Below are 13,015 nucleotides of genomic sequence, written 5' to 3'. Positions count from 1 at the left end.
AAAAAATCTAAATAAAAATATCCTATAGACTAATTTATTCTATAGGATATTTTTATTATTTTCTTTGTTCTCTTATTATTTATTTGAATGTTCTTAACTTTAATAACAAACTACAGGAGTTCCAGCTTTTATATTTTGAAATATTTTTTCAGCCAATTCATAAGGTGCATTAATACATCCATGAGAACCACTTGTTAAATAAATTTGACCACCAAATTCTGTTCTCCAAGTTGCATCATGAAGTCCTATGTTTCCATTAAAAGGCATCCAGTAATTAACAGGTGCACTATAATTTTCACCTTTCAGCGTAGCATTCTTTTCGGTATAAGTTAATCTATATGTTCCTACAGGAGTCCCAAAATTATTACTTACATTACCTGTAACAACATCACCATCTGCTATTAATTGACCATCTTTATAATACCATATATGTTGTTTAGCAAAATTAACTTCTAAATATGTATTACCAATATCATTTTCACTACGTGATACTGCAGTTTGAGAATAAGCCGGTTTTTTTGTAACACTCTTACCTTTTTTTATTATTTCAATTAAGGATTTTGTTTCTGCTGGCTTGTCTACAATCCACCCATAATTTCCACCAGTAACTGTGACAGTTTCTCCTAATGATGTATGAAACTCTCTTGATTTAGAAAAAGTATTATATTTACTTGCTAACGAATAAACATATTGACTGACATTCTTCTCATTAATCATTACTTCCATATCATCATTAACATAAAGCCAATTTTTTATTGTAGAACCGTCTAATATTTCTTTACTATCTTCAAAATCATATGTTATTCGTAAATTTGTATATTTATCAAGAAGATCTTTAGCTTTATTAACTTCTTTTGAATCTACATTAAATTTAGGATTATCATAACAATTCATTTGTTCTAAATTTATTTTTGTTTCTCCATTTATAATAGCATTTTTTACTGCTTCATAAAGTACTTCTTTTTTTATTTTATTCCCTTTTTCTTCCGGTATTATTTGATACCCATTACTAGTATATTTAAAACTTGGATTCTTAGGATTTATAATATTTTCATTAATACAAGAAAGACTATTTATTTGCTTATCTAATAATTCTTGATTAAAAGTAACTATATCATTTAATGTAGAATTACTTTTACTAAATATAGATTTTGGCCAATAAAATGCATTTTGATTTTCCTTTAAATTTTCTATTTTATCTTTAGGATCATAAGTTAAATCTATACTATCACCGTTTATTTCTTCTTTTTTGCCATCTCTTAATTTAAGTTCAAGTTTATACTTTGGAATCTCAGAAGATAATAAATCCTTTGCTTCATTAACTGTTAAACCTCCAATATTTATTCCATTAATCTGTGAACCCAAATAAAAATGTTTTGTAAAATATGTTGATCCTCCCAAATAAATAGCAAGTAAAACAGTAATAAATACCATACTAGATTTAATATGTGTATTTTTTTTGTATGTTTGTGCCTTCGTTTTCTCATGTTTTGTCCCCTCTTTTATATTAAGAAAATTATATATTACATATTGTAATTTAATAATTTTAACATATACATTATCTTAATAATTATATCACAAATGCATATATTATTATAACTCTATATACCTTTAAAATCAGCATATATTTCAAGTAATTATTATTATTCCAATATTGTTACTATATTATTGACTAAATTTAAATTTTATGATATATTTACTTTTGTTATTTGGGAATGAAGTTCCCCCTTAACACATGTGAAAACTGCTTATTAAGCTGGTGACTTATGTAATTGCTAACTAATTACAGATTCATCAGCTTTTTTGTTTAAACTATATTGCAATACAAGATTTGTTTTCCCACTATATGTTTATATTGAAATTATAAAAACAACTATATTATACGTAAATACTATTGAACTCGCTAAAATTAATATCCTAATGTAATATTATTGTGTAAAAAAATAGTTTCAATACATATTCTGTAATATTCAAAACATATTTTAATAAATTACCAATTGTTACATAGTCTATACTATAACATTAAATTAGAATAGGAGTTTTTTTATGAATAATGTATTTAATAAAATAAATAACTTAGAAAAACTTATAGGTAATACTCCTCTTGTTGAAATATCCTTTAACTATAATGGGAAAAAATTATCTATATATTCAAAACTTGAATATTATAATTATACTGGTAGCATAAAAGATAGAATGGCTTTGTATATACTAAAAAGAGCATATCTTAACAACATGATAAAAGAAAACTATACTATAGTAGAAACAACTAGTGGAAATACTGGTATATCTTTTTCTGCTATAGGAACTTACTTAGGAAATTCTGTTGATATTTATATGCCTGATTGGATGAGTGAGGAAAGGAAAAAACTTTTATCAAGTTTTAATGCTAATTTAATACTAGTTTCTAAAAAAGATGGTGGATTTTTGAAATGTTTAGAACTTACAGAAAAAAGGAAATCTAATTCAGATACTGTATTTCTTCCATGCCAATTTTCTAACAATGATAATGCAAAAGCTCATTATTTATCTACCGGTCCTGAAATATGGACTACTTTAAATAACTATAATATTATACCCACTGCATTTGTTGCTGGAGTTGGTACTGGTGGTACAATCATGGGTATAGGGAATTATCTAAAAAATAAGAATCCAAATGTGAAAATCTATCCATTAGAACCATCAAATTCTCCTACGCTTTCCACAGGATTTCAAGTAAATGAACATAGAATACAGGGAATTGTTGATGAATTTATTCCTCCTATACTTAATTTAAAATCGCTAAATGAAGTAATAAGTATAGATGATGGTGATGCAATAATAATGGCTCAAAAACTCTCTAAATCTTTAGGCTTAGGTGTGGGTATATCTTCTGGTGCTAATTTTTTAGGTGCCATAAAAGCACTTGAATTAAATCAATATAAAGGAAATGTTGTCACTATTTTTGCAGATGATAATAAAAAATATTTAAGTACTGATCTAATGAAAACTGAACCAATTAAAGATAATTTTATTTCATCAAATATTGAGTTAATAGATTTTAAAACATTATAAACTAAAAAAGTGTCTTCGCTACATTTTTTAGTTGAAAGTGGATAATTGAAAAGCTTAAAGTTTTATCTGAAAATAACGGTGTGGCATATGAAAATAAATAACAAATCAAAGATACGACAAATATTTTGTAAGCTACAATAACTTGGGTTCTACTAATAGTTGTGCTATTAGTAGATTCCAAGGAAAAAGTTGTTCACAAAATAAATGGCATACTTACTAGTTATTTATTTGAATGTGCCTAAATTTACATTACACATCTATCCAGGTCATCTTATTTTTTAGCCTATTTATTTCAGCATCCTGTTCTTCTATCATTTTAATATAATCTTTCTCTTTTTCGCACCACTCTTTGCTTAAATTATTAACTAATGATGCCATTTCATCAGCACTTCCAACTATTCTGTTAAATAATAATAAATTTGATTTTAAAATTTCTGGAATTTCATTATGAGAATATCTTAAAATATGATCTATTTCTCCATATCCTTCTTCAAAAATTGTTCTCACTTGAATTTCTGCAACTACTTTTTCATTTGTTGGACAAAATTCTACTAAATAATGTACTGAACGATATCCTGAAGCCCTTGATCTAACTTTTATATCTAAATCTTCAAAAACTTCAATATTATCTCCATCTCTAACATTTGCAGTTATCTCTATAATTTTCCATGTATTTGTTATATACTCATGTATTTCTCTCCATTGCTCTTTAAATATATGTATAACCCTTATTCCTATTAAATCATTTATTTCTTTCTTATAATTATCTACAGTAAATTCAAAATTTTCTCCATATTTAGCTTTTCTGTCTTCTGTTTTTCTTATAATTTTTTCTATTAATCTATCCGGCTCTTTAATTCTTGATTTTACTGAATGTATAACCTCTTGAGAACGTAATATATTAGCTATAAATTCTGCTTGATTTTCATAAGAATTTTTATATTCAATATAATTATCATATATTTCTTTTATAGTCTCCATATTAATATTGTATTTTTCTATTATTTTAGCCACATGTGGATACTCTAATAAAAATTTATCTATATTAAAGTCCTTCTTCATAAATACACTCCCCTTGTCAAAAAAAAATTTCTTATAGTTTAATACTACACTAATTTTCTTATAATATAAATAGTCCTGTCTAAACATTTTGACAAAAAAATCCCTAAGGCTACTGTAGAACCATTGATTTTTTTACGCATCTGACTTTTCCAACGTATGCATGAAAAATCTTGTAGGCGAATATATTTTCTTTTTTATTCTTTGATTTAATATGCCTTAAACAAAATCAGTTTTTTAATTTATATGTGATTTTGTTTATTCCCCATAAATCTTGAAATCATCATTGTACAAACTGTATTTCCTGATGAATTTAATAATGTTGCTGGCATATCAATTATTGTTGCTATTACAAGCATTATAGCAAGAGCTTCTTGTGGAAAATTAAATATACTTAATATAAGCATTTCTCCAATTGCTCCTCCCCCAGGAACAGCACCAACAACAGCACCTATTACTAAACCTAAAACTAATATTATTACTAATGAACTAATACTATCTATATCTCGACCAAAAATTCCAAATAAAAACATAATTTTATATACTCCACCTATAACTGATCCATCTTTATGAATATTTACACCTATTGGCATTAATATTTTAGCTATATTGTCTGGTACACCCATCCTCTTGGCAGCTTTTATATTTACTGGTATACATGCTGCACTAGAACAAGTTGCCACAGCTGTTACTGATGGTTCAACAGAATTCTTCCAAAAGCACTTAATTCCTTTCTTACCACCTGCAATATATGCGTATATTGTAAAAAACACCCCAAAATATAATATTGAAAGGATTGTATATAATATAAACACTTTAAAATATCCTGTTAATATTTGACCACCTAATTCTCCTATTATACTTGCAAAATAAGCTCCAAGTCCTATTGGTGCATAATACATTATTATACTAACAATTTTCATAGTTACAGCTGCACCACTATTTAAAAACTTAGCAAACATTTTTCCTTCCTCTTTGCAAAGCATTGTAGCAAATCCAACTATTATTGAAAACATAATTAATGCAAGTAAATTACTTCTTGTTAAAAGTTCTGAAAAATCCCCAACACTAATACTATTTACAATTTTCTCTAATATTCCAAATGAATTAGTCATTTCTTTTTGATTAGAATTAATCAAATTATCAAATGTAGATAAATTTAATCCCTTAGTAGGATTAAATAATTTAAAACTAGCTACTCCTAAAATCCCTGAAATAATAGCTGTTGTTCCAAATACTATAACAGTTATACCAAGCAATTTACCTAGCTTTTTAGAACTTTCTATATTTGCTATAGATGATGATATACTAAAAAATACAATCGGTATTAATGAAGTAAATATCAAATTTAAAAATAGTTTTCCTAATGGTTCAAATATTTTTGCATCTTGGCCCATTATCAAACCTATTAAACCACCAAGTATAATTGACAATAATAAAATTATTGAATATTTATAGTTTTTTATAAATCTCAAAGTATGTTCCTCCCTAATCAATTTCTTATCTTTAATATTTTTCATAACATATAATTTCTTAATTTTGCTATATAAAAAATTTCTTTGTTAACTTTATTATATACAGAATTTTAACTATAAATAGTGCATATATTGCTTGAAATATTGCAAAAACTGCTCTATGATTTATATATATTATTAGAAAGGTTGTGTACTTAGATGAATTCAATTGATCATGGAAATAAATATGGGTATTTACATAGTGATTTTAAATTGTTTCACATAAAAGATAAGAAAAATCAAGAATTTGAGTTCCATTACCATGAATTTAATAAAATAATTATATTTTTATCTGGTAATGTTACTTACTTAATGGAGGGAAAAGCTTATTACTTAAAACCTTGGGATATTCTTCTTGTAAATAATCATGCTGTTCATAAACCACTTATAGATTCATCAAAAGTATATGAACGAATAGTAATTTGGGTTAATTCAGATTTTATAGAATCTCATAATTACAATAATTGTGACTTAATGACTTGTTTTAAATTAGCTAATAAAAAAAGCTTTAATCTTATTAGACTAGATGTTAAATTACAGGATTCATTAAAAAGTATTATTGCTTCACTAGAAAAATCATTAAACTCAAAAGATTTTGGTAGCAAGCTTTTAAGCAATTCCTTGTTTATTCAGTTTTTAATTTATTTAAATAGAATATATCTTGAAGATATGTTTATTAATGATGAATCTTCTCTTAAATACGATAAACAAGTCGAAGAAATATTAAAATACATAAATACTAATATTTCTAAAAATCTTTCTATTGACTTTTTATCAAAAAAATTTTTTATAAGTAAATATTACTTAATGCATAAATTTAAAAAAGAGACTGGATATACTCTTCATAATTATATATTACAAAAAAGATTGTTAATAGCAAAAGATTTAATAGAACATGGTGAACCTATTTTAAAAGTTTCTGCTAAATGTGGTTTTAAAGACTATTCAAATTTTTTACGTTCTTTTAAAAAATTATTTAATAAATCTCCTAGAGAACTTTCAAAGTAAAATTTCATATATACTACTCCTTCTTACAATGTATATATTATTTTTTTTAGGAAAATATAATTAATGATTAAATATTTTAAGGAGGATTTTAAAACATGGGTAATGATAAAATGTCAGCTCGTGAAAGAGCTAAAGAAATGATGATTGCTGGGGAATCTTTTGATACAATAATGGAAAAAACTAATTTAAGACTTAAAGATTTAAAGAAAATCAGAAGAAAAGAAATTGATATTCATTTCTAAATTATTAAAAACTATTTTTAATCAATAGTTTATAAGATCAGCACTAATTTTTTCCAATTACTGCTGATCTTATAATTAATAAATTAATTATAACTCTCTATTCTTTAATAAATAATTTTTTATATAGTAAATAGTCAATTCTTCGCCTTCATTTGCAAGCTTGTTAAGCAATAATTCTAGTAATTTTCTTGTATCATTATGTAAAACATAATGATCTTTCCCTAAATTATAATACTCTAATGCACTTCTATCAGTATATCTTTCTTTTTGATAATTCATTGACGCACACATTCTATCTATAAACATTTCTACTACATATTTTGTTGGCATCTTCATTCCAACAAGACCTTTTTTTATATTTGTCCCATAATCTATCCAATATTCTAAATGATGTTTATTTCTCCCTTTATGATGAAGCCATGCATCAGAATACCCTTCTTCTATTTTTTGTATTCCATTTGGGCTAACATCACCTCTATAATATTTTATTCCAGCTGAAAATTCAACCCAAGAATATTTTGATAAATCATGTAGTAATCCTTGTTTATATAAACCAACTTTAAAGCAATATTTCATAACTAGTAATTTATGATTTGTTATTGTTTTAAAATGATTAATTAAATTCATTATTCCCCACATCCTATAAACTTGTTTAAATACTTTTTTACTTATTCTTTTTTATAAATAATAACATCTTTTGTTATAAACAAACAACTAAAAATAAAAAGCAGACTTCTAAAAAATCTGCTTTTTATTTTAATAAGTAGTGATATTACACTATTATAATATTATCCCTTATTACATTAACCCCAATTATTTTGTGTTCATATTATACTAATTTATCATTTTCTAATAATTTAAATAATGTTGGACTAACATTAAATTCTTCCATTAAATTTTTTACTTCTAATAAAGCTTTCTCCTTTTTATTATTTGACATATTGCTTTTTGAAGCTCTAATCAATATGTTTTTAGGAGAATGTGCTATATCTATAAATTCTAACAATTGTGTTTTATATCCTACACACTCTAAAAGATTTGCCCTAACACTATCTGTCATAAGTGCTGAAACTCTCTCTTGAATTATTCCATATTTAGTTAATATAGATAAAGAATCAGTGTTTATTTGACTATTAAATTCATGTTGACAGCATGGCACTGAAAAAATCATTTTACTATTCCACTTTATGGCATTATATAATGCATAATCTGTTGCTGTATCACAAGCATGTAGTGTTATAACCATATCTACTTTATTATTGTATTTAAATCCATTTATATCTCCAAGTTCAAAATGTAAATTATCATATCTATATCTTCTAGCAATTTCATTACATTTTTTTATAACATCTTCCTTAAGATCTAATCCTATCATCTTTACATTAATCTTTTTAATCTTAACAAAATAATAGTAAAGTACAAATGTTAAATATGATTTTCCACATCCAAAATCTAAAATTGTAAGTTCTTTATAGTGATTCTTCTTAATTTCGTCATCAATGATTTCTACAAATCTATTTATTTGTTTGTATTTATCATATTTTGAGTTAATAACTTTTCCTTCTTTTGTGAATACTCCTAAATCTATAAGTGGTTCAATTATCATACCTTCTTTTAGGATATAATTTTTTTCTTTATTATGAGATTTATTAACTAGTTTTTCATTATTTCCTTTTTTGTTGCTCAAAAATATTTTTCCTTTTTTAGATATTTTTAAGTCAAAAGTAGTTGTATTTGACCAAGCAGAAAGCTGTTTATAATTATTTTCAATATATTTTATAATTTTTTCTCTTAATTTTTCTATATGTATATTTTCATGAAAAACTTGCTTATCTGTAAATTTTTCTATTTGATAATATTTACTATTATCCTTTTCTTTTAGAATAAAATTTATTTTATTATACTTTACTTCTTTATTCATTTTATTGCTAATAACTATTTTTATTATCTCTTCACTAAAAATTTTATCAATAGCTTTTTTTAATTCTTCCATATTACTACACACCTTATCACTTATTTTTAAGTCAAATTATATATAATAAATTTTGCTATATATAAATTAATGCATTTCTAATTTTATTATAAATATGATTCTTATACAAGATAATATAATATTATGATTATTTTTTATTCTTTGGTAATGCCAATAATATCTTTAAAATACTGTATTTCATAAATTATCCATAGATATTTTAGTGATATGAATTCCTAAAGAGTCAGGATCACCTGTTTAGCAGGTAGTTTTCTGAACTCTAAAGCATAAAATAAAAAAGAAAAGATCTAACCGATCTTTTCTGCTTAATTTTAATTATTTTTCTAATAATTCATCTATAACTCCAATAAGTTGCTCTATCTCTGGTTTACTTAATTGAGCATCAGCTTTAACTGATTTACCTTTATGTCTTAATTCATCAGTGATTAATGATGAGAATATTACTACTGGTAATTTATTCAATACTTCATCTTCCTTTATTTTTCTTGTAAGTGTAAGTCCATCCATTTGTGGCATTTCTATATCTGTAATAAGAAGATGTACATCATCTATAAAATTTTCACCCTTCTTTTCTACTAAACTCTTTAAATAATTTAATGTTTGCTCACCATCATTAAATAATCTTAAATTAGTAAATCCAGCTTTTGTAAGTGTTTCTTTCAATAACTTTCTTACCAAAGCAGAATCATCTGCTAATACTAATTTCACATTAGATCTATCTTGATGATCTACTTTTACAAGTCTATCTTCACTTATTCCAACGCTTGGACAAAGGTCTGTTACTATTTTTTCAAAATCTAACATAATTAAAACTTTATCATTTAAAAGTATGTTACCGACAGATAATGAATTTTCAGATAAATCATCTGGCTTTCTTATATCACCCCATTTTATACGATGAACTCCTACAACATCATCAATATTAAATGCTACTTTAATTTTATTAAATTCACAAATTATAACTTTAGATCCTAATTCCTGATTTCTTCCTTTAGTTAATATATATTTTAAATCAATTAACGTAAGAATTTCATCTCTACATAATATAAGTCCAGCTACTTCAGGTTTAGGATCTGGTAATTTAGTTAAAGTTTCATTTGGCATTTTAATTATCTCTTTAACTTTTACTACATTTATTGCATAATGAGTTCCATTAACAATAAAATCAATAATTTCTAATTCTCCTGTACCTGACTCTAATAATATATTACTTTTCATATTGCCATCCCCTTTTTATAACTATCTCGAAACCAATATAATTTATCCTAATCTTATTAAATTCAATTGTCTCTATTAATTTTCGTATAAAACATATTTAAGTTTATTAAATATTTAAAATAAACTATTGTTTCTATAAAACATTATACTCTTATGGCAATGTTTTTACTAATTTTTCAAATTCTTTATTAGGGATATTTTTACTATTAATTTATCTGAATATAGTTATTATTTTAATAATTTAAATTTTATTATAATTGCCTATATTCTTCTTTTTTTAAATCACTTGTACTTTTATAATATATAATTTCATTTAATAGTCTTTCTTTATCTAAAGGTAATGTTCCTTTTAATGAAATATAATTCGATGCATGATTACATCTAAAGACAGCAGGCTTATGTACCCTTATATTTTCTAAAAACAACTTTATCTCATCTAACACTTCTATATCTTCTAAAATTTTAAATTCATTATTTAGAATTTTGTTATATAAATGTGTTTCTTTTTCTAACATTAAAGTAAGAACTCCTAAATAATCTGGTTCTATTTCGCTTATTATCTTTCCAGTATTTATAGCATGATTTTTACTATATTCTTTTCCTCCAATTCCTGAAATTACAGTTACAGATAATAATATTTTTGACTCCTTTACCTTTTGGGCAGCTTTAACTAGTTCCTTACTATTTACTCCTTTATTTATATCAAGTAAAACTACATCATCTCCACTTTCAATTCCCATATAAATCATATATAATCCTAATTTTTTTAATTCTTGTAATTCTTCAATACTTTTTATCATAATCGATTTTGGTGTTCCATATAAAGTTACACGAATACACTCTGGAAAAACCTCTTTAATATACAATAATATTTCTTTTAAATCATTCATTGGTATAATTAAAGCATCCCCATCAGCTAAAAATATTTTTTCTACATAAGAATATACCTGTCTAAAATAATCTATTTCTTTCTTTATTTGTTCTAAAGATTTAATTACAAAGCTCTTGGATTTATACATGCTACAAAAACTACATTTATTATGAGAACAGCCTAAAGTAGCTTGTATAATAAGACTATTACCTTCACTTGGTGGTCTATATAAAGGATAATCATACATAATTTAAGTCCTCCTCTTAGATATTTAATATTATATTTTTAATAGTTATCTATACAAATCTCCTGATAAATCTTTAAGTTTTTTTAAGTCACTTACTATAAAAGAATTATCCTTCTTTCTTATTATTCCTTCATTACAAAGTTTATTAAGGGTTCTATTTAAATGTCTGTAACTTGTTCCTAATAATTCTGCTGTTTCATTATAACCACCATCAAATATAAATCTCATATTATTAGTCTCTTCATTAATAAAAGCTAATATATAACTTGATAATCTGTTTTCAAGTGGATAAAGCAAATTTATTGAACTATTATTACTGCTACTCCTTAACTTTTCTCCTAAGTATTTACATCTATATTTTAGAAACTTACAGTCATTCATTAATTTCTCATTAATTATAGAAAATCCAATTCCTATACAGTATGTATCTTTTATAGCCTGAACACTACAATCAGCTCTGTTATTATCTAAAAATTCAATATCTCCAATTACAGTAAATGGTTTATAAAAAGATAATAATAATGATTTCCCATTAGCTAAATTTTTATATACTTTAGCTTTTCCATCAACTACAAAAAACATTGTATTTAACATATCATCTTCTTTGCAGATGTGTTCATTTTTACTAAACATATATAAATTCATATAATCTGATACATCTATACTAAACATTTCATTTATCCTATATTTTTTTATATATGTATTCATTTTTTCTGTATCAATTACTTTAATCAAATCTCTTCATCCTTTTATCAATTCTTGTATAGTTTATAAAGCATATTGAAAATAACAAGTCAAAGATGCGCCGTATATTTTCAATAATATGACATATGTCCTATATACTTTTATTTATAATAACTTAAAATATATTTAGAAATCAAGAATTATATTTGGTTTAGGAGGAATTATGTATAATTGGTTATCTTTACTAATAGGTATACTTATTGCTTTTATGATTGTTTGTAATGGAGAGCTTTCTTCAGGTACTGGAAATTATTCATCTTTAGTCATAATTCATGTTTTAGGTTACCTTACTTTAATTGTAATAATGCTTTATAAAAAAATCAAAATACCGTTTAAAATGAATTTACCGTTATATCTTTATAGTGCAGGTGCTCTTGGAATTTTTACAATATTATTTAACAATATAACTTTTTCTGTTATCGGAGTATCATTACCTGTAGCATTAGGTCTTTTAGGACAAACCATAGCTTCCATGGTATTTGATCAGTATGGATTATTAGGAATGCCAAAAATTAAATTTAATAAAAAAAAGATTATTGGTATTGTAATAATAACTATTGGTGTTTGCATAATGACTTTTTTCTAAATATTAAAAGGAGGGTAACTTATGTTATATATATTAATGTCTATTTTGGCAGGAGTAATTATAGTAATTTCTAGAATACTAAACACAAAACTTTCTGAAAAAATAGGACTTATAGAATCAAGTTATTTTAATTATTTTACAGGTTCAATAACTTCTATAATATTTTTTTTCATTATGAAAGAAAAATTTGTTTTTACTTCATTGAATAATATCCCTTTTTATGCTTATTTAGGTGGTTTTTTAGGGGTATCTATTGTTATACTTAATAGTGTTGTAACTCCCAAAATGTCAGCTTTCTATGTTACATTACTTATATTTGTAGCTCAACTCTTTACTGGTATAGCATTAGATTGGTTAATTTTTAAACAATTCCCTCTTAATAAAATAATAGGTGGATTAATAGTAATTATAGGTTTAGCTTATAATATGAACATAGATTATAATTATAGTAAAATAAATATAGAAGAGGAAAATTAAAG

At 24.5% G+C, this 13,015-nt stretch carries 13 protein-coding genes; 5 read left to right on the top strand and 8 right to left on the bottom strand.

The features are described 5' to 3' along the window. Positions 1-99: 99 nt before the first annotated feature. Positions 100-1,434 carry a L,D-transpeptidase family protein gene (locus BGI42_RS06665; RefSeq protein ID WP_105165903.1) on the bottom strand — a complete coding sequence of 445 codons (1,335 nt, stop codon included), beginning with the start codon at positions 1,432-1,434 and terminating at the stop codon, positions 100-102. 612 nt (positions 1,435-2,046) lie between these two features. Between BGI42_RS06665 and BGI42_RS06660 the strand changes: the two genes are divergently transcribed. Next, a complete protein-coding gene (locus BGI42_RS06660) occupies positions 2,047-3,054 on the top strand; it encodes a PLP-dependent cysteine synthase family protein (protein WP_069679583.1) in 1,008 nt (335 codons plus the stop codon). 249 nt (positions 3,055-3,303) lie between these two features. On the opposite strand, the gene BGI42_RS06655 is transcribed toward BGI42_RS06660, so the two are convergent. Next, positions 3,304-4,116 carry a RelA/SpoT domain-containing protein gene (locus BGI42_RS06655; protein WP_069679582.1) on the bottom strand — a complete coding sequence of 271 codons (813 nt, stop codon included), beginning with the start codon at positions 4,114-4,116 and terminating at the stop codon, positions 3,304-3,306. Positions 4,117-4,355: 239 nt separating this feature from the next. Then, the gene (locus BGI42_RS06650) at positions 4,356-5,588 is read right to left on the bottom strand and encodes a dicarboxylate/amino acid:cation symporter (protein WP_069679581.1); all 1,233 of its coding nucleotides are present in this window, start codon (positions 5,586-5,588) and stop codon (positions 4,356-4,358) included. Positions 5,589-5,786: 198 nt separating this feature from the next. On the opposite strand from BGI42_RS06650, the gene BGI42_RS06645 reads away from it, so the two are divergent. Both BGI42_RS06645 and BGI42_RS16200 read left to right on the top strand, forming a co-directional pair. Further along, entirely contained in the window at positions 5,787-6,635 is an 849-nt protein-coding gene (locus tag BGI42_RS06645; RefSeq protein WP_069679580.1) for an AraC family transcriptional regulator, read from the top strand. 95 nt (positions 6,636-6,730) lie between these two features. Continuing rightward, positions 6,731-6,877: a hypothetical protein gene (locus tag BGI42_RS16200; protein WP_192875393.1), complete on the top strand. Its 147-nt coding sequence runs from the start codon at positions 6,731-6,733 to the stop codon at positions 6,875-6,877. Positions 6,878-6,964: 87 nt separating this feature from the next. On the opposite strand, the gene BGI42_RS06640 is transcribed toward BGI42_RS16200, so the two are convergent. The 5 genes from BGI42_RS06640 to BGI42_RS06620 form a co-directional block, all read right to left on the bottom strand. Then, a complete protein-coding gene (locus tag BGI42_RS06640) occupies positions 6,965-7,504 on the bottom strand; it encodes a DUF5662 family protein (protein WP_069679579.1) in 540 nt (179 codons plus the stop codon). 202 nt (positions 7,505-7,706) lie between these two features. Then, a complete protein-coding gene (locus tag BGI42_RS06635) occupies positions 7,707-8,870 on the bottom strand; it encodes a class I SAM-dependent methyltransferase (RefSeq protein ID WP_069679578.1) in 1,164 nt (387 codons plus the stop codon). 315 nt (positions 8,871-9,185) lie between these two features. Further along, on the bottom strand, positions 9,186-10,088 hold the full coding sequence (locus tag BGI42_RS06630; RefSeq protein WP_069679577.1) for a chemotaxis protein: 903 nt from the start codon (positions 10,086-10,088) through the stop codon (positions 9,186-9,188). A 251-nt stretch (positions 10,089-10,339) separates the two neighbouring features. After that, a complete protein-coding gene (locus tag BGI42_RS06625; RefSeq protein WP_069679576.1) occupies positions 10,340-11,206 on the bottom strand; it encodes a radical SAM protein in 867 nt (288 codons plus the stop codon). A gap of 45 nt (positions 11,207-11,251) precedes the next feature. Beyond that, the gene (locus tag BGI42_RS06620; protein WP_069679575.1) at positions 11,252-11,941 is read right to left on the bottom strand and encodes a cyclic nucleotide-binding domain-containing protein; all 690 of its coding nucleotides are present in this window, start codon (positions 11,939-11,941) and stop codon (positions 11,252-11,254) included. Positions 11,942-12,113: 172 nt separating this feature from the next. On the opposite strand from BGI42_RS06620, the gene BGI42_RS06615 reads away from it, so the two are divergent. Both BGI42_RS06615 and BGI42_RS06610 read left to right on the top strand, forming a co-directional pair. Then, complete coding sequence (locus BGI42_RS06615; protein ID WP_069679574.1) at positions 12,114-12,536, top strand: DMT family transporter; 423 nt, start codon at positions 12,114-12,116, stop codon at positions 12,534-12,536. Positions 12,537-12,557: 21 nt separating this feature from the next. Then, on the top strand, positions 12,558-13,013 hold the full coding sequence (locus tag BGI42_RS06610) for a DMT family transporter (protein ID WP_069679573.1): 456 nt from the start codon (positions 12,558-12,560) through the stop codon (positions 13,011-13,013). The last annotated feature ends 2 nt before the right edge of the window (positions 13,014-13,015 follow it).

This window comes from Clostridium taeniosporum, from assembly GCF_001735765.2.
Classification (GTDB): Bacteria; Bacillota; Clostridia; order Clostridiales; family Clostridiaceae; genus Clostridium; species Clostridium taeniosporum.
This window is presented reverse-complemented; position numbering and strand designations above follow the sequence as displayed.